Source organism: Halarchaeum nitratireducens, from assembly GCF_017874695.1.
In the GTDB taxonomy this organism is placed as follows: Archaea; Halobacteriota; Halobacteria; order Halobacteriales; family Halobacteriaceae; genus Halarchaeum; species Halarchaeum nitratireducens.
Genome location: NZ_JAGIKY010000002.1, coordinates 264,237 through 282,504, shown reverse-complemented (window position 1 = coordinate 282,504; position 18,268 = coordinate 264,237). Strand labels below are relative to the sequence as shown.

Below are 18,268 nucleotides of genomic sequence, written 5' to 3'. Positions count from 1 at the left end.
TTCCGAACCGGCGCGCTGGATACGGGTATGGACGCGGCACTGGGACCGCCGGCGGCGATGGCCGATCACCGCGAGGAGCTGACGCCGATGATGGCCCAGTATCACGACCTCTGCGCCGAGTACGACGACTCGCTCGTGCTCTTTCAGGTCGGGGACTTCTACGAGCTCTTCTGCGAGGCGGCGGAGACGGCGGCGCGGATCCTCGAGATCACGCTGACGAAACGCGAGGACTCGACGGGCACCTACCCGATGGCGGGCATCCCGATCGACAGCGCCGCCTCCTACATCGAGGGGCTCTTGGAGGCGGGCTATCGCGTCGCGGTCGCGGATCAGGTCGAGGACCCGGACGAGGCGAGCGGGATCGTCGAGCGCTCCGTGACGCGCGTCGTGACGCCGGGGACGCTGACGGAGACCGAGCTCCTGCGCTCCGACGACAACAACTTCGTCGCCAGCCTGACGCGGGGCGACGAGGGATACGGCCTCGCCTTCCTCGACGTCTCGACGGGGGACTTCGTGGCGACGGGCCCGGACGCCGCGGCGACGGTGCGCGACGAGATCGCGCGCTTCGACCCCGCGGAGGCCATCGTCGGGCCCGACGCGGACGGCGAGTGTTTCGCCGACGACTGCATGGTCACGGCGTACGATCCCGCGGCGTTCGCGGACGACGCCGCGCGCGGACGCGTCGCGGACTACTTCGGATCGCCGGACGCCCACCTCGGCGGCGAGGCGGAGGTGCGGGCCTGCGGCGCGCTGCTCGCGTACGCGGAGTACACCCGCGGCGGCGAGGGCGACGGCGCGGGCGACCGCCTCGACTACCTCACGCATCTGACGCGCTACGACCCCCGCGAGTACATGGTGCTCGACGGCGTGGCGCTGCGCTCGCTCGAACTCTTCGAGCGCCGGAGCGTCCACGGGAGCGAGGGGGCGGCGTTGATCGACGTCCTCGACGAGACGGCGTGCGCGCTCGGCGGCCGCCGGCTGAAGGACTGGCTCCGCCGCCCGCTCGTCGACGCGGATCGGATCGAGGCGCGCCACGACGCCGTCGAGGAGCTCGTCGCGGACCCGCTCACGCGCGACGCGCTCGGGACGGATCTCGCGGACGTGTACGACCTCGAACGGCTCATCTCGAAGGTCTCGCGCCGCCGCGCGGACGCCCGCGACCTCCGCTCGCTGAAGGCGACGCTCGACGTCGTCCCCGAGATCCGGGCGACGCTGGCGGAGGTCGAGAGCGAGCGCCTCCGCGACCTCCGCGCGCGACTCGACGGCCTCGACGACGTCCGCGGGCTCATCGGGAACGCGATCCGCGAGAACCCCGAGCGCGAACTGACCGAGGGCGGCATCATCGCGGACGGCTACGACGAGACGCTCGACGAGCTGCGCGAGACGCGTCGCGCGGGCGAACAGTGGATCGACGACCTCGAAGCACAGGAGCGCGAGCGCACCGGCGTCGACTCGCTGAAGGTCGGACACAACTCCGTCCACGGCTACTACATCGAGGTGACGAACCCGAACCTCGATGCGGTCCCCGAGAACTACGAGCGCCGACAGACGCTGAAGAACTCGGAGCGCTTCGTCACGCCGGAGCTGAAAGAGCGCGAGGAGGAGATCATGAACGCGTCGGCGCGCGCGGACGACCGCGAGCTCGATCTCTTCCGCGAGGTGCGCCGGGAGGTCGGCGAAGCCGCCGAGCGCGTCCAGCGGGTCGCGGACGCCCTCGCGACGGTGGACGCGCTCTGCTCGCTCGCGGCGGTCGCGGCCCAGTACGACTACTGTCGGCCGACGGTCGGCGCGGACGGCTTCGAGATCGAGGGCGGGCGCCACCCGGTCGTCGAGCGGACCGAAGAGTCGTTCGTTCCGAACGATCTGACGCTCACGCGCGAGTCGCCGCTCGCGGTCGTGACGGGCCCGAACATGAGCGGGAAGAGCACCTACATGCGGCAGGCGGCGCTCGTCGCGGTGCTCGCCCAGCTCGGGAGTTTCGTGCCCGCGCGCCGAGCACGCGTCCCCCTCGTCGATCGGGTGTTCACGCGCGTCGGCGCGAGCGACGACATCGCGGGCGGCCGCTCGACGTTCATGGTCGAGATGACGGAGCTCGCGGACATCCTCCGCGACGCGACCGCGGACTCGCTCGTCGTCCTCGACGAGGTGGGCCGCGGGACGAGCACCGCGGACGGCTACGCGATCGCGCAGGCCGTCACGGAGCGTCTGCACGACGAGGTGGGGGCGTACACGCTGTTCGCCACGCATCACCACGACCTCACGGTGGTCGCCGAGGCGCTCGACGGCGCGCGCAACCTCCACTTCCGCGCGGCGCGCGACGGCGACGACGTGACGTTCGTCCACGAGGTCGCCGAGGGCGCGGCGAGCGCCTCGTACGGCATCGAGGTGGCCGAGCAGGCCGGCGTCCCGCCCGGGGTCGTCGAGCGGGCGCGCGATGTCGTCGCCGAGCGCGCGGAGGACGCGGGCGGGAAGGACGCGGGAGAAGGAGGGGAACAGGGGGCGTCGAAGGACGCGATCGACGCCGCGGGGGCGGACGCGAGCGCCACCGCGGACGGCGGGAGCGCCGACGCCGACAGCGTGGTGCTCGACGAGCTGGCGGCGCTGAACCTCGCGGAGATGACGCCCATTCAGGCGCTGACGACGCTGAACAGGCTCCAGCGCGAGCTACAGTAGGGGCGTCAGAGGAGGTCGTAGTCGCGCTCCTCGTGTTGGACGGAGATCCACTTCGTTTCGAGGAGTTCGTCCATCACCCACTCGCCGTTGTAGCGTCCGAGGCCGGACTGTTTCATGCCGCCGAAGGGCGCCTTCGGATCGTCGTAGACCGGGTGGTCGTTGACGTGGACCATCCCCGCGTCGATCCGGTCCGCGATGGACCGACCGGTCTCCTCGTCGCCGGCCTGCACGGCGGCGGCGAGGCCGTACTCGGTGTCGTTGGCGATCTCGATCGCCTCCTCGGTCGAGGAGACGGGGATGACGGGCGCGACGGGACCGAAGTGCTCGTTGCACGCCGCGGCCATCTCGTTCGTCACGCCGGAGAGGACGGTCGGCTCGACGAACAGGCCGTCGGCCTCGCCGCCGGTTTCGAGCGTCGCGCCGGCCTCGACGGTTCGCTCGACGTAGTCGAGGATCTCGTCGCGCTGACCCTCGTTGACGATCGGGCCGAGGTCGGCGTCGCTCTCCGCGGGGTTACCGAGGGAGAGCGACTCCGCGTGCTCGACGAGGCGCCCGACGTACTCGTCGTAGACGTCCTCGTGGACCACGTGGCGGTTGATCGAGATGCAGACCTGGCCCTGGTGGGTGAAGGAGCCGACGGCACCGGCGCGCGCGGCCTGCGCCACGTCGGCGTCGGCCGTGACGACGTTCGGGCCGTTCCCCCCGAGTTCGAGCGCGGGGAGGGCGATCGTCTCGGCGGCCCGCGAGGCGACGCGCCGCCCGACTGCGGTCGAGCCGGTGAACGAGACGGTTCGCGGGACCGGATGGCCGGCCATCCGGTCGCCGATCTCAGAGCCGTGGCCGGTGACGACGTTGACGACGCCGTCCGGGATGCCGACCTCGTCCGCGATCTTCGCGAGCAGGAGGCCGCCCGTGATCGGCGTATCGGAGGCGGGCTTGACGACGACGGTGTTCCCGAGGACGAGCGCGGGGGCGAGCGCGCGCGTCGTGAGGTGGATGGGGTAGTTCCACGGCGAGATGATGCCGACGACGCCGACCGGCTCCGAGACGACGTGGTTCGCTTTTCCCTCGACGAAGGTGGCGTCGCGCACCTCCTCGCCCGGCGGTTCGAGGTCGAGGGCGTTCTCGAAGTCGCCGGTCGCGAGCCCGACCTCGGTCCGCGCTTTCGCGCGCGGGCTCCCGCTCTCCGCGGCGAGGAGCGTCGCGATCGCCGTCGACTCCTCGCGGATGCGTTCGAGGGCGTCCGCGACGAGCTCGCGGCGCTCCTCGATCGGCGTCGCCGCCCACGCCGACTGCGCGTCCGCCGCGGCCTCGTACGCCGCGTCGACGTCCGCTTCCGTCCCCGCCGGGACCTCGGCGATCGTCGCTCGGGTCGCGGGGTTCTCGACGGTCAGCGTCTCGCCGTCGGCCGACGGCCGCCACTCACCGTCGACGTACTGGCGATCCCACTCCGCGTCGGTCGTGTACTCGTGTGAAGCCACACCTCATCGCACAGCCGTGGACACCATAACGGACCGGAAGGGTTTGGCCGATGCCGATTCCGCGTCACCTATACGCATCAGTCGTCCCGCGACGGCGCGAGGCTCACGAACTCGTGGCCGTCGCGGGCGAGCACGCGCCGCGTTCGGGGCGTACAGGAGGGCGCGACGAGGATCCCCCGGACGTCGGCGTCCGCGTGCAGGTCGCGTTCGAGGGCGTCGACGTATCTGGCGAGTTGGCTCGCGGCGTCCGGGCCGGCGCGGACGGCCTTCAGTTCGACGGCGACCGGGTTCCCGGCTCGGTCGCGTCCGAAGACGTCGACGGGGCCGGCGGGCGTGTCGCGCTCGGCCGCGAGCGCGCTGAAGCCGTCCTCGACGAGCTCGGGGGCGGCGAGGACGCGCTCCTTGAGGTCCGCCTCGGTCCCGGACACCTCGACGTCGGCGTCGCGCTTCTCCGCGGGCATCGCGCTCGCGCGGGCGACGCGCTCGAAGGTCACGACGAGCTCCTCCGCGGGCGACTCGCGCGTGGCGACGAGGCGGACGGTCCCGTCCTCGCGCGTCACGTCGAGGGCGTCGGCGGCGAGGCGGTTCTGCGGCGTCGGGCCGTCGGCGGCGTGCACGAGGAGCGTGCGGTCGGGCTTGAGCGCGACGAGTCGATCGGCGGGACCGGCGTGCGAACGCGTCCGTCCGTCGTAGGCGACGTGACAGCGGCCGAGGAGGGTACAGAAGGCCCCGCGATCGCGCGCGTCGCGGACGAACGCGGCGGCGACGGCGGGCGCGGGATCGGCGAGCGCGTCGGGCGTATCGGACACGCCACGCACTCGGCGACCGAGGGGGAAAAGCGTCCCCCCGCCGGCGGGTCGGGGTCGCGCGGGGGCGGACACGGTGTGAAACGGCGAGGCGCAGACCTAAGTAGCCGGTCCGCGAACGCGGGCGTATGTCGGAGTGCCCCGAATGCGGTTCGGAACTGGAGCTGTCGGAATCGGTCGAAACGGGCGAAATCGTCGACTGCGGGACGTGCGGTGCGGAGCTCGAAGTGACGGGCGAGGACCCGGTGACGCTCGACCTCGCCCCCGAACTCGACGAGGACTGGGGCGAGTAGATGCGGCTGGGTTTCTGCTACTCGCGGATCCGGAAGGACGAGACCCTCCTGCTCGAGACGCTCCGCGAGCGCGGCCACGACGTGGCGAAGATCGACGTCCGCGAGCCGCGTTTCGCCATCGGCGATCGACCCGACGAGTTCGACGACCTCGACCTCGTGTTGAACCGGTGCCAGGAGTCCTCGCGGGTGCGCTACGTGAGTCGGTTCTGCGAGCATTACGACCTCCCCGTCGTGAACGGCTCGGAGCCGACCTCGACGTGCGCGGACAAGGTCCGCGGGAGTATCGCGCTCGCCGACGCGGGCGTCCCGACGCCCCGCACGGAGGTCGCCTTCGACGTCGAGAGCGCCCTCGACGTCATCGAGGCCTTCGGCTATCCCTGCGTGCTGAAGCCCGTGACGGGATCGTGGGGGCGGCTGATGGCGAAGATCGACACGCGCGACGCCGCCGAGGCGATCCTCGAACACAAACAGACCCTCGGGAGCTACGAGCACTCGGTCTTCTACGTCCAGGAGTTCGTCCCGAAACCCGATCGCGACATCCGGGTCGTGGCGGCGGACGGCGAGCCCATCGCGGCGATGACGCGCTCCTCCGAGCACTGGATCACGAACGCCGCACGCGGCGGCGAGGCGACGGCCTTCGCGATCGACGACGAGATCGCGGCTCTCGTCGAGCGAGCGAGCGACGCGGTCGGCGGCGGCCTCCTCGGCGTCGACCTGATGGAGACGGGAGACGGATACACCGTCCACGAGGTGAACGCGACCTGCGAGTTCAAGGCGCTGAACGACGCCGTGCCCGAGGTGGATGTCCCCGCGCGGATCGTCGAGTGGCTGGAGACGAAACCGGGGGTGAGCGCTGCATGACGGTCGTCGAACGGCGTTCGACGACGTCACACTCGACGCCGTCGGCGTCTCGGGCGACCAACGCCAGAGCGCGCTCTGACTGGGCCACGCTCGCCGCGAACGCGTCTCGCGCGACCAGCGTTGGACCGACGGTCCGACTGGGCCACGCGAACCACCGGGGGTGGTTCGCGTGACGGTCGTCGTCAAGATCGGCGGCGCGAGGGCCGTCGACCCCGAGGGCGCGCTCGCGGACGTCGCCGCCCTGCGAGAGGAGGGCGAGGACGTCGTCGTCGTCCACGGCGGGTCGACGATGGTCGACGAGACGCTGGAGCGCCTCGGCATCGAACCGGAGTACGTGGAGACGCCGGGCGGCGTCGTCGGACGCTTCACCGACGAGGCGACGATGGAGGCGTTCAAGATGGCGATGCCGGGCGTCGTGAACACCGACCTCGTCGCCGGCCTGCAGAATCAGGGCGTGGACGCCGTCGGTCTCTCCGGCGTCGACGGCGGCCTCCTGACGGGCCCGCGGAAGTCCGCGGTGCGCGTCGTCGAGGACGGCAAGAAGAAGATCAAGCGCGGCGATCACTCCGGGACCATCGAGGACGTGAACGACGACCTCCTCGAACGATTGCTCGACGGCGGCTACACGCCGGTCGCGTCGGTCCCGATGCTCGGCGTCGAGGACGACGGCTCTTACACGCCGGTCAACAGCGACGCGGACCGCTCGGCGGCGGCGGTGGCGGGCGCGCTCAACGCCGACCTCGTCCTCCTCACCGACACCCGCGGCGTCTACCGGGACCCCGACGATCCCGGGACCCTCATCGATCGCGTGACGACGCCCGACGAGTACGACGGACTGCGGACGGCCGCGGAGGGGTTCATGAAGCGGAAGGTGATGGCCGCGGAGGAGGCCCTGCGCGGCGGCGCACCCTCCGTCGTCGTCGCGGACGCGAACGCCGACGAGCCGATCCGGTCGGCGCTCCGCGGCGCGGGGACGACGATCGAGCGCGACGCGCTGCCCGAGGAGTAGCGGCGCGGGCGACGCGCCCCCGTCGTCGGTGCGGGCGCGGGAAGCGCAGACGCTAACCGCCCGGGCACCGCCCCGTCCGGTATGGATCCGGGAAAGGTGGACGGCGCGTTCTTCGCGGAGCACATCTACCCGCGCCTCGGCGCCGACCGGGCGGACGTCCGCCTCGGCCCGACGCACGGCGCGGACTTCGGCGTCGTGGACGTCGGGTCTCACGTCGTAGCGCTCGCGACCGACCCCGTCTTCGTCCTGCGCGAACTCGGCGCCGAGCGCGCGGCGTGGTTCGCCTTCCACGTCGCCGTGAGCGACGCCGCCCTCTCGGGTATCCCACCGAGCCACCTCAGTATCGATCTGAACCTCCCGCCGGACACGACGAAGGCGGCGTTCGGGACGCTCTGGGAGGTCTTCGACCGCGAGGCGCGCGAACTCGGGATCTCGATCGCGACGGGCCACACGGGGACCTACGCGGGCTGCGCGTGGCCGACGGTCGGCGCGGCGACCGCGCTCGCGGTCGGCGACCCGGACGACCTCGTGCTGCCGACGGGCGCGACGCCGGGCGACCGACTCGTCTGCACGAAGGGGCCGGCGATCGAGACGACGGGGATCCTGAGCGTGCTCTACGGCGACGCGCTCGACCTCGATCCCGGGACCGTCGACGCGGGGACGGCGCGCTTCCGCGAGGCGAGTCCCGTTCGGGACGCGCTCACTGCCGCCGCGGCGGGGCCGGTGACGGCGATGCACGACGCGACCGAGCGCGGCGTCGACAACGCCCTACACGAGCTCGCCGCGGCGTCCGGGGTGCGACTCGCCGCCGAGCGCGAGCGCTTCCCCGTGGGCGAGGGCGTCCGCGAAGTCTGCGACGCCTTCGGCGTCGACCCGTGGACGGCGTCGAGCGAGGGAACGGTGCTCGTAAGCGTGCGCCCGGACGGGGTGGACGACGTGCTGGACGCGCTCGCCGACGAGGGGGTCCGGGCGGCCGCGGTCGGCGACGTGCGGGAGGGTGGGGGCGTCGAGATGGACGGCGCGGAGCTCGACGAACCGTCGAACGACCCGTTCTGGGGGCGCCTACGAGCGCGGGAGGGAGCGCTACGGGGTGCGGACGGGGTGGGACGCGGCGGGGTGAGAGAGGGAGGGAGAACGAAACGGAGAGACGGCAGGTGGGTGGAAGAGGGGAGAAGCGGACGTGAGATCGTCCGTCACGCGCCTGTCGTATCCGCTGTGCGTGTCGAGAGGTACGCAAAAGGAGACGGCGGGAGACCGGGGGGAGTCGTCAGCGGCGTCGTCGCACGGCCACGACCGCGAGGAGCGCGACGACGACGAGCGCGACGAGCGCGCCCGCGATCGTCTGGAGCGCCGGGAGCCCCGACGCGGAGGCCGAATCGGCGTCCGGCGACTCGACGGCCGCGCTCGTGCGTTGCGTGGACGACGAGCCGTCGTCGGGCGTCCCGGACGTCACGGTGACCGTGCCGACCGCCGTGTCGGGCTCGACGGGCCCGCCGCCGTCGGCGTCGAACTGCAGCGGCTCGGCGCTCAGTTCGGCGGAGCCCGCGCTGACGCCGGTGAGCTCGACCGTGCCGAGGACGACGTCGGAGGCGCCCGGCTGGACGCGCTCGTTCAGGTCCGCGGCTTCGAGGCGGACCTGTCGGCCGTCGTCGGAGAGCGCCGGCTCGCTCGTCAGCCCGTACGTCTCGGGGTAGCTCGCGTTCGTGATGCGCGCGGCCGACCCCTCGACCGAGACGTCGACGGCGAAGCCGGCGAGACCCTGCGGCGCCGACGACAGGACGACGGTCGCCGTCGCCGTGCCGTCCGACGCGACGTCCACGTCGGTGACGCTGACGGTAGGCGCGTCCGCGGTGTCGGCGGTCGCCGCGTGGCCGGCCCCGGCGGCGATCGGCGCAGCGACGACGACGAACAGGGCGAGCGCGAGCAGGCGCCGGGTGCGTCGCGTGGTGTTCGGACTCATGTCTTATGCGTGCCGTCGGGTCACGCGCCGGCCCCAGTCTCCTGGTAGAGCTGTACGATGTCGGCGTAGTCGAGGCGCTCGTTGCCGTTGAAATCGAAGCTCCGCGTGTTCGAGGAGATGCTCTTCGAGTCCATGCGCTGGAAGAAGAGGACGACGTCGTCGTAGTCGACGCGACCGTTGCCGTTGACGTCCTCGAACAGCCCGTCGCCGTCCGGGTCGCTCGGCGGGGCGCCGCTGGGGGCGACGCTCGCCGGACCGGTGAGCGCGATCCCGGAGCGGGTCTCGACCGCGATGTCGTTGCCCGCGTCGTCATCGAGCGCGGCCTGCACGTCGAGGTCGGTCGCGCCGCCGCGGACGCCGGAGAGCGTGAGGGTCGCGAGCGTGAACTCGACGCCGTCGGCCTGCATCGCCTCCTGCACGTCCGCGAACTCGAAGGCGGCCGTCGAGCCGTCGTCGGCGACCTGCGGGGCCTTGGTGAGACCGGCCGCATCGGGGTAGCTCGCGCTCGTGATCTGGGCGACGTCGGGGTCGGCGACGGAGACGGAGAACGTCCCGCCGGCGATGCCGTCCGGGATGTGCTTCGCGCGAACGTCGACGGTGACGGAGTCGCCCTGCGCGACGGCGGCGGAGCCGGCGGCGACCGTCGGGTTCGGCTGGTAGACCCAGAGGCAGTCGTTCGGGTAGGAGCGTTTGGACTCGTTGAAGCCGTCCTCACAGCAGAGGACGCGGCCGTCGTCCATCACGTTCACGTTGTCGACGTTCCGGAGCGCGTCGTTCGCGGCCTGCGGGCCGTCGGTGAAGTCCGGGCCGACGATGACGGGTTCGAGGCGACTGATGTCGTAGTGGGTGTCGAGTTCGCCGCGATAGACGACGCCGCCGTCGACGCGGTCCATCTGGAGGTCGCCCGTGTCGTCCGCCATGTCGTCGTTGAACTCGGAGATGCCGAAGTAGACGTAGTCGCCGGGGCCGGCGTCGTCGGCGCTGTCGACGCCCTCGGCCTTGTTGAACTCGATGGAGGCGCCGATCTCCTTCGCGGCCGCGCGGAGTTCGAGGAATGGCACGCGGCGCAGGTCCTCGTCGACGCCGTCGTAGCCGCGCTCCTCGTACTGGCGCGCCCACTCGACGATCTCCTCGTTCGTGATGTAGTTCTGGTTGCCGTTCGCGATGACCTCCCTGTCGGCCTCCTCGATGGCGTCGCTGTAGGCGACGTCCTGACCGAGTTCGGCCTCGTCGTAGTCGGTGTGGGTCGTGAGGTAGTCCTCCTGCGTGACGTCGTCGTACTCCGCGATCCATGACTCGATCTCCGCGTTGGAGGCGTGACCGATCGGGATCCACTCGACCTCGAGGTCGACGTCGGCCGGGGACGCGCGCGTACCGGAGTCGGCAGCGCTCGCGGCGTCGTTCGTGATCTTCGGCGCGTAGAGCGTGCCCTCGACGTCCATCGGATCGGCGTAGCTCGGGATCTCCTCGTCGGCGACGAACTTGTAGATGCCCTTGCTGTCGCCGTCGGAGCAGCCGTAGACGGTCTTGAGGTCGTTCTGGAAGTCCGGACACTCCCAGGCGGCCCGCCCGATGACGTAGTACTTGATGGGATCGGGGGTCTCCGCGTGGGGGTCGCGGTAGTCGACGAAGTAGCCGTAGCGATACGGGTTCGGGTACTCCTCGTCCGTGATGGGCTCCACGTTGTTCTCCGCGCCGTCGGCGACCTCGCTTCCGCCGTAGGTGTCGGAGGTCTCCGTATCGACGCCCGTCGTGTCGGTCGGCGCGGCGCCGAGCGAGTAGGCGAGGAGTTCGACGCCGGCGAGCGCCCAGTAGCCCTGCAGGGTCCACGCCTCGTCGTCGTAGTAGTCGTTCACGGCGCTCTGGATCGCGGTCGGGCTGGGTCGGTTCCAGAACTGACAGCCGCCGATGAGGCCCTTGCCGCTCTCGGCCTCGACGATGTCCCCGACCGTGTGCGTGAAGTTGACGCGGGGGTGGGCGTAGTTCTCCTCGGCGGAGACCATCGTGTCCCACGGCGAGCGATCGCCGTAGCAGTTGATCATCGTACCGCCGAGCGAGCGGAGCGCCTCCGTGTTCGCCATGTTGATGGCGTTCTGGGTGTCCGCGGTCCACTCGCCGTCGTCGGTCTTCGAGACCGGGACGCGCGTGACGTTCCCCGGTGTCGCCTCGAAGTTCGTGAAGAGGTGCCCCTCGGTGCCCTCGTCGTTCGAGGGGATGAACTGGTTACAGTCCGGCGTGTAGCCCGCCTCGGAGTACCGCGTCCCCGGGTACTTATCGATGTTCTCGCCGTCGGGCGTCTGCGGGACGCCGAGCTGTTCGTCGCCGTCGCCGATGGACTCCTCCTGGCTGAAGAGCATCGTGTAATCGCCGGCGGCGGTGCGGACTTTGCGCCGTTTCTTCTCGGAGTTCGGCGCGGAGAGCTCCTCGAAGTCGTCGTTGCTCCCCGCCATCTCGAAGCTGAAGCCGCTGACGTAGCCGACGCCGGCCTTGTTGAACGGCTCCGTGTTGTCGGTGTTCGGGTGCTGGAGGCTGTACAGCGGCGTCCCGTCGGCGAAGACGTAGGGGCCCGTGACCTCGGCGCCGAACGCGGTGTTCGAGAAGCGCTTGAGCGACCCCTTCACGCTCGGTGCCCCGGGCGTGTCGGACTCGTCGACGTCCGCGCTGACGACTCCACTACCGACCACGCTGGCTCCGAGCGCGGCCGCGACCGAGCTGGCCATGAGATTGCGGCGACTGATGTCGACCATGCAGTCCGGTGGTTCGCGTCACACCGAATAACTGCTTATAATAGTGATACGTTCGGCGTGGTGAAGTATCGGAGACGGAAGTGAGGATGGTACCCGTACGGACCCGTACGGACGGGAACCGAGACGCGGCGGGTGGTCGACGGGCTACGGGTGAAGAGACGGGACGGCCGTATGTAGCTGCGGAGCGTTTCGAGCGTCGAAAGACGGCGGAGCGACCCGAGCGCGGCCAATCGGTTACGGCAGTCGAACGGGAGCGAGAAAGAGGGGGGGGGAGCCTCAGGCGTCAGCGGGCGTGACGTCGCGTTCGCGCGCGCCGTCGCGGATCTCGGCCGCGCGCTCCTCGACCCACGAGACGTACTCGCGGACGCGGTAGGGCTTCTTCCCGAAGAAGGAGGCGACCCACTGATCGTCGCCGTACTGCGTGAGGAGGTAGGCGGCGAGCACCGCGCGCCCCGCGCCGAGCACGTCCAGCGGGACGCCGCGCTCGCCCGTCCCCGCCTCCTCGAAGCCGTTCGTACAGAAGTAGACGTCCGCGTACAGCTCCGCCGTCTCGGCGTCCGCGAACGTCTCCTCGCGATTCCCGGGGGCGTCGACGCGGTAGCCGTCCGCGCACTCGACGATTCGAACGTCGAGGACGTACTCCCGGTGGATTGACGTTTCCGCCTCCGCCTCCGCTGTGGACTCTGTCTGTGACATGGTGAGGGGCGGGCCGCCGAGGGGGCGGCCGTCGCTACGAGAAGAGCGAACGAACACCCTATAGATCGTTTATATGATAGGTATATATCAGACCGGAGGGGGTCCCTCCCATCCGTTTCCGTCGCGCGGGGCGCGAAGCGACCCGCTCACCGCGAAAGCGGAGTCGAAACGCGCCGCTCGGCGACGAGAACGCGTAGAATCGGGACGACGCCGGCCGTCGTCCCTCGCTCGTATCTACTACTTGTGGCGAGAGACACTTAAAGAGAGAGCGCCGGGGCGAGGCGGTGCGTTCTTACTCGCTCGCGGCCACCTACCGCCATGATCGAGACGACGGTGCAGACCCGGGTGAGGGCGGCGTGACCGGCATCGTCGAGGAGTTCCTCGCACTGAAGGAGGAGTCGGACGCGGACGTCCTCGCCATGCAGGTCGGGGACTTCTACGAGTTCTTCGCGGACGACGCGCGTCTCGTCGCCGACGAGCTCGACTTGAAGGTCTCCGAGAAGTCGAGTCACGGCTCGTCGTATCCGATGGCCGGCGTCCCGCTGAGCGAGCTGACGCCCTACCTGAAGTCGCTCGTGGAGCGGGGCTACACGGTCGCGGTCGCGGAGCAGCGCGGCGACGACGACACGACGCGCGAGATCACGCGGACGGCGACGCCGGGCACCCTCCTGGAGGCGACGGGGGCCGACGCGCGCTACCTCGTCGCCGTGGTGCGCGAGGGCGACGCGTACGGGCTCGCGGCGGTGGACGTGACGACGGGGGCGTTCCGCCTGACCGAGGTCGGAGACGAACGCACGGCCTTGGCGGAGCTCGGGCGCTTCGGTCCCGAGGAGGTGTTGCCGGGGCCGGTACTGCGAGGCGACGACGACTTCTGCGACGCGGTGCGCGACGACGCGGACGCGACGCTGAGCGTCCACGGGACGGAGGCGTTCGCACCCGGGAAGGCCACCCACCGTGTCCGCGAGCAGTTCGGCGAGGGCGCGCTGGACGCGGTCGGCGTCGAACCGGAGGGGCCGGGCGTGCGGGCGGCGGGCGCGGCGCTCGACTACGTCGCGGAGACGGGCGTCGGCGTGCTCTCGTCGCTGACCCGCGTCCAGCCCTATCGGGCGGACGATCACGTCTCGCTCGACCCGACGACGCGGCGCAACCTCGAACTGACCGAGACGATGCGCGGCGACAGGGAGGGATCGCTCGCGGCGACGCTCGATCACACGGTGACGGCGATGGGCGCGCGCCGCTTGGAGGCGTGGCTCGTCCGACCGCTGCAACGGCGCGGGGAGCTCGAACGCCGACACGACTGCGTCGCGGCGCTCGCCGACGACGCGCTCGAACGCGACGCGGTGCGCGAGACGCTGGACGGCGCGGCGGACCTCGAACGCCTCGCCGCGCGGTGTACGTCCGGGAGCGCGGATCCGGGCGCGCTGAAACGCGTCGTCGACACCTTGGAGCGCCTCGACGCGCTCCGCGAACGCGTGGCGTCGTCGCCCTCACTGGCCGACTCGCCGCTGGGCGACGTGCTCGCGCGGGTGGACGCCGACGACGCGGCCGCCCTGCGCGAGACGGTGGACGACGCGCTCGCCGACGATCCCGGCGGCGAGACGGGGATCTTCGCGCGCGGCTACGACGAGACGCTCGACGAGCTCGCGGCCGAACACGACGAGCTCGTCGCGTGGTTCGACACGCTCGCCGAGCGCGTCAAGGCGGAGAGCGAGCTCTCGCGGGTGACGGTGGATCGGAACAAGACTGACGGATACTACCTCCAGGTCGGTCACTCGCAGACCGATCGCGTCCCCGACGACTACCGCGAGGTGAAGACGCTGAAGAACTCGAAGCGCTATCGAAGCGCCGAGCTCGACGAGAAGGAGCGGGCGCTGTTCCGCGTCGAGGAGGAGCGCGCGGCCCGCGAGCGCGAGCTGTTCGACGAACTGCGGGCCGAGGTGGCCGCACACGCTTCGCTGTTGCAGGACGCGGGGCGAGCGCTCGCGGAGGTGGACGCGCTGGCGAGCTTCGCGGAGCACGCGAGCGCGAACCGGTGGACGCGCCCCGAGCTCCGCGACGACCGGTCGCTCGACGTGAGCGCGGGTCGCCACCCGGTCGTCGAGCAGGCGGTGGAGTTCGTGCCGAACGACGCGCGCTTCGGCGAGGGCCGGCGCTTCCTCGTCGTGACGGGTCCGAACATGAGCGGGAAGAGCACCTACATGCGCCAGACGGCGCTGATCGTCCTGCTCGCGCAGGCGGGGAGTTTCGTGCCGGCCGAGTCGGCCGAGATCGGACTCGTCGACGGCGTCTACACGCGCGTCGGTGCGCTCGACGAGCTCGCGCAGGGGCGCTCGACGTTCATGGTCGAGATGCAGGAGCTCTCGAACATCCTCCACTCCGCGACGGCGGACTCGCTCGTCGTCCTCGACGAGGTGGGCCGCGGGACGGCGAGCGACGACGGGATCAGCATCGCGTGGGCGGCGACGGAGTACCTCCACAACGAGGTGCGCGCGAAGACGCTGTTCGCGACGCACTACCACGAGCTGACGGCGCTCGCCGACCGTCTCGACGGCGTGCGGAACGTCCACGTCGAGGTCGACGACGAGTCGTACGCGTCGACCGGAAGCGGGGGGGAGTCCGGTCCCGCGACGGGACGCGACGGCGACGTGACGTTCCTCCGAACGGTCGCGGAGGGCCCCGCGGATCGCTCGTACGGCATCCACGTCGCCGACCTCGCGGGCGTCCCCGAGCCCGTGGTGTCGCGCTCGCGCGACGTCCTCGAACGCCTCCGCGCGGACGAGGCGATCGACGTCCGCGGCGGGAGCGAGGGGAGCGAGCAGGTCGTCTTCGACCTCGGAAGCGGCGAGCTGCGGACCGACGAAGGCGCTACGGGCGAGAGCGGGGGTGAGGGTGAAGACGCGGCCGGCGACGGTGAGGACGACGCGGCGGCCCTCGACTCCGAGGCGGCGGCCGTCCTCGACGAGCTGCGCAACACCGACGTGAACAACTCCTCGCCGCTCGATCTCCTCCAGCGCGTCAACGAGTGGCAAAAGCGGTTGGACTGAGCGAGCCGACGGAGCGCGACGAGCGCCGGATTGATGTGGGCGTGCGGCCATCCACGGCCATGAGCGAGGGCGACGGCGGGGGCGAGACGGGAGCGGAGATCCGCGAACTCGACGCGGCGACGGTGGACCGCATCGCGGCCGGCGAGGTCGTTGAGCGGCCCGCGTCGGTCGTGAAGGAGCTCGTGGAGAACGCCCTCGACGCGGACGCATCGCGGATCGAGGTGTCGGTGACGGGCGACGGGACGGACGAGCTGATCGTGCGCGACGACGGGATCGGGATGACGCGCGCGGACGCGGAGGCGGCAATCGAGCGCCACACGACATCGAAGATCCGGGACGCGGACGACCTCGCGCACGTCGGGACGCTGGGCTTTCGCGGCGAAGCCCTCCACACGGTCGCCGCGGTGTCGCGGCTGACGGTGACGACGAAGCCCCGCGAGGGCGGTCGCGGGACGGAGGTACGCGTCGCCGGCGGCGAGGTCGAATCGGTCGGCCCCGCGGGGCGCGCGCCGGGAACGACGGTGGCGGTCCGCGACCTCTTCTACAACACGCCGGCGCGCCGGGAGTTCCTGAACGCCGAGAGCACCGAGTTCGGCCACGTCAACCGCGCGGTATCGCGCTACGCGCTCGCCAACCCGGACGTCGCGGTGTCGCTCGAACACGACGGGACGGAGACGTTCGCCACGCCGGGCGACGGCGACGTGCGCTCCGCGCTCCTCGCCGTCTACGGGCGCGACGTCGCGGAGTCGATGATCAGGGTGAACGCCGCGCCCGAGGGGGCGATCGAGCGCGTCCGGGGGTACGTGAGCCACCCGGAGACGACGCGCTCGACGCGCGACTACCTCGCCACGTACGTCAACGGCCGCTACGTCAGCGATCGGGTGCTGCGCGAGGCGATCGTCGAGGCGTACGGGACGCAGCTCGCCGCCGATCGCTTCCCGTTCGCCGTCCTCGACGTCGAGCTCCCCGCGCGCGAGGTGGACGCGAACGTCCACCCGCGGAAGATGGAGGTGCGATTCGAGGACGAGGCCGGCGTCCGCGAGGCGGTGACGGACGCGGTGCGCGACGCGCTCCGCGAGCACGGCCTCGTGCGGACGCGGGCGCCTCGTGGGGCCTCACAGCCGACGGACGCCGCGATCGCGCCCGGGGACGACGGCGTCGAGCGCGCCGTGAGGAGCGGGTCGAGCGACGACGGGGAAACGGGCGGGAGCGAGAACGCGGCCGGATCGGCGAACGGGTCGTCGAGCGGGCCGGGCGGGCGGGATCCGTCGTCACGTAGGACGTCGTCGCACGGCGCGCCGGCGGCGAGCGGGACACGCTCGGGCGCGTCGGCGTCGGAACGGTCGTCGCCGCGGTCACGCGGGACGCGCGCCGACGACGGGGGACCCGGAGCCGGAGGCGAGCGCGAATCCGGGCGGATCGCCGGCGCGACGCGTAACGCCCGACTGCCCGGAACGGCGGAGACCGACGACGCGTCCGAGCGCGAGCGCCTCCCCTCGCTCCGCGTGCTCGGGCAGCTCCACGAGACGTACGTCGTCGCGGCGACCGCTGAGGGCCTCGTGGTGATCGACCAGCACGCGGCGGACGAGCGGGTGCGCTACGAGGCGCTGCGCGCGGAGCTCGACGACTCGCCGGACTCGCAGGCGCTGGTGACGCCCGCCGACGTGTCGCTGACGGCGGCGGAGGCGGCGAGCTTCGAGGCGGCGCTACCCGCGCTCCGCGACGCGGGCTTCGAGGCCGATCTGAACGGGACGCACGCGGTCGTGACGGCCGTTCCCGCGGTGTTCGGCCACGCGCTCGACGCCGCGTTGGTGCGAGACGTCATCGCGTCCGCGACGAGCGCCGCGGCGGGCGACGCGGTTCTCGACGCCGCGGACGCCCTGCTCGCCGACATGGCGTGCGCGCCCGCGATCAAGGGGAACACGTCCCTTCCCGAGGGGGACGTGACGGCGCTCCTCGACCGACTCGACGACTGCGCGGAACCGTGGGTGTGCCCGCACGGTCGGCCGGTGCTCGTCGAGATCGACGCGGCGGAGCTCGACCGGCGATTCGAGCGGGACTACCCCGGCCATCAGGACCGCGCGCCGGAGTGAGTCAGTAGCGCCGCTCGAACTCGACGGACTCTGTGTACGTGTAGTAGGGCCCGCCGAGACGGCCGATCGTCGTGATCTCGCGGGAGTCGACCTGCCCGTCGCGCATCGCGGCGTCGGCCGCGTGAAAGCGCACGACGTCGCCGATGAGCATCGTGCGGCCGTGGATCTCCTGGCGGTCGTGGAGGGTACACTCCATGGCGATCGGGGCGTCCGCGACGTACGGGGCGTCGATCCGATCGCACTCGGCGCGCTCGACGCCCGCGAGGTCGAACTCGTCGCCCTCCTCGGGGTCGGCGGCGGTGTGGTCGACGGTCTCCAGGACGTCCGCGGTGGCGACGCTCACCGAGAAGACCTCGGTGTCGATGACGTTTCGCGGGGTGTCCTTCAGTTCGCCGTCGCGGCGGCTCGCCGTGAACAACACCGACGGGTCCTCCGCGCCGACGTACGTGTAGGAGCTGAACGGGGCGAGGTTGTCGGCGCCGGACGCGTCGCGCGTCCCGACCCACGCCACGGGACGCGGGCTGACGGCCGTCTTGACGATGCGCTCGCGCTCGCTCGCCGAGAGGTCGTCCGTGTCTCGTTCGAACATGACGCTCCCGAGTACG

At 71.4% G+C, this 18,268-nt stretch carries 12 protein-coding genes; 7 read left to right on the top strand and 5 right to left on the bottom strand.

Annotated elements, in window-relative coordinates:
* The first annotated feature begins 27 nt into the window (after window positions 1-27).
* Window positions 28-2,673, top strand: a complete 2,646-nt coding sequence (mutS, locus tag J2754_RS03525; RefSeq protein ID WP_211086690.1) for a DNA mismatch repair protein MutS — start codon at window positions 28-30, stop codon at window positions 2,671-2,673.
* Between the two features lie 5 nt (window positions 2,674-2,678).
* Here mutS (J2754_RS03525) and J2754_RS03520 read toward each other — a convergent pair whose 3' ends face one another.
* Together J2754_RS03520 and nucS are read right to left on the bottom strand one after the other, a co-directional pair.
* Window positions 2,679-4,154, bottom strand: a complete 1,476-nt coding sequence (locus J2754_RS03520) for an aldehyde dehydrogenase family protein (RefSeq protein WP_211086689.1) — start codon at window positions 4,152-4,154, stop codon at window positions 2,679-2,681.
* Between the two features lie 77 nt (window positions 4,155-4,231).
* Window positions 4,232-4,963, bottom strand: coding sequence for an endonuclease NucS (gene nucS / locus J2754_RS03515; RefSeq protein ID WP_342590101.1), 732 nt, complete (start codon window positions 4,961-4,963; stop codon window positions 4,232-4,234).
* Between the two features lie 125 nt (window positions 4,964-5,088).
* Here nucS and lysW point away from each other — a divergent pair, with 125 nt between their 5' ends.
* From lysW to J2754_RS03495, 4 genes are all read left to right on the top strand, one after another.
* A complete protein-coding gene (gene lysW, locus J2754_RS03510) occupies window positions 5,089-5,253 on the top strand; it encodes a lysine biosynthesis protein LysW (protein ID WP_188877710.1) in 165 nt (54 codons plus the stop codon).
* Window positions 5,254-6,114, top strand: a complete 861-nt coding sequence (gene lysX / locus J2754_RS03505) for a lysine biosynthesis protein LysX (protein WP_211086687.1) — start codon at window positions 5,254-5,256, stop codon at window positions 6,112-6,114. It abuts the gene before it with no gap.
* Window positions 6,115-6,283: 169 nt separating this feature from the next.
* Window positions 6,284-7,123, top strand: a complete 840-nt coding sequence (locus J2754_RS03500; RefSeq protein WP_211086686.1) for an acetylglutamate/acetylaminoadipate kinase — start codon at window positions 6,284-6,286, stop codon at window positions 7,121-7,123.
* Window positions 7,124-7,204: 81 nt separating this feature from the next.
* Complete coding sequence (locus tag J2754_RS03495) at window positions 7,205-8,581, top strand: AIR synthase family protein (RefSeq protein WP_211086685.1); 1,377 nt, start codon at window positions 7,205-7,207, stop codon at window positions 8,579-8,581.
* Window positions 8,582-9,103: 522 nt separating this feature from the next.
* Here J2754_RS03495 and J2754_RS03490 read toward each other — a convergent pair.
* Window positions 9,104-11,830, bottom strand: a complete 2,727-nt coding sequence (locus J2754_RS03490) for an alkaline phosphatase PhoX (RefSeq protein ID WP_211086684.1) — start codon at window positions 11,828-11,830, stop codon at window positions 9,104-9,106.
* A gap of 276 nt (window positions 11,831-12,106) precedes the next feature.
* A complete protein-coding gene (locus J2754_RS03485) occupies window positions 12,107-12,526 on the bottom strand; it encodes a hypothetical protein (protein ID WP_188877702.1) in 420 nt (139 codons plus the stop codon).
* A gap of 356 nt (window positions 12,527-12,882) precedes the next feature.
* Here J2754_RS03485 and mutS (J2754_RS03480) point away from each other — a divergent pair, with 356 nt between their 5' ends.
* Window positions 12,883-15,570: a DNA mismatch repair protein MutS gene (gene mutS, locus J2754_RS03480; protein ID WP_211086720.1), complete on the top strand. Its 2,688-nt coding sequence runs from the start codon at window positions 12,883-12,885 to the stop codon at window positions 15,568-15,570.
* Between the two features lie 59 nt (window positions 15,571-15,629).
* Window positions 15,630-17,663, top strand: a complete 2,034-nt coding sequence (mutL, locus tag J2754_RS03475; protein ID WP_211086683.1) for a DNA mismatch repair endonuclease MutL — start codon at window positions 15,630-15,632, stop codon at window positions 17,661-17,663.
* A gap of 1 nt (window position 17,664) precedes the next feature.
* Here mutL and J2754_RS03470 read toward each other — a convergent pair whose 3' ends face one another.
* The gene (locus tag J2754_RS03470; protein WP_211086682.1) at window positions 17,665-18,252 is read right to left on the bottom strand and encodes a flavin reductase family protein; all 588 of its coding nucleotides are present in this window, start codon (window positions 18,250-18,252) and stop codon (window positions 17,665-17,667) included.
* Between the last annotated feature and the right edge of the window lie 16 nt (window positions 18,253-18,268).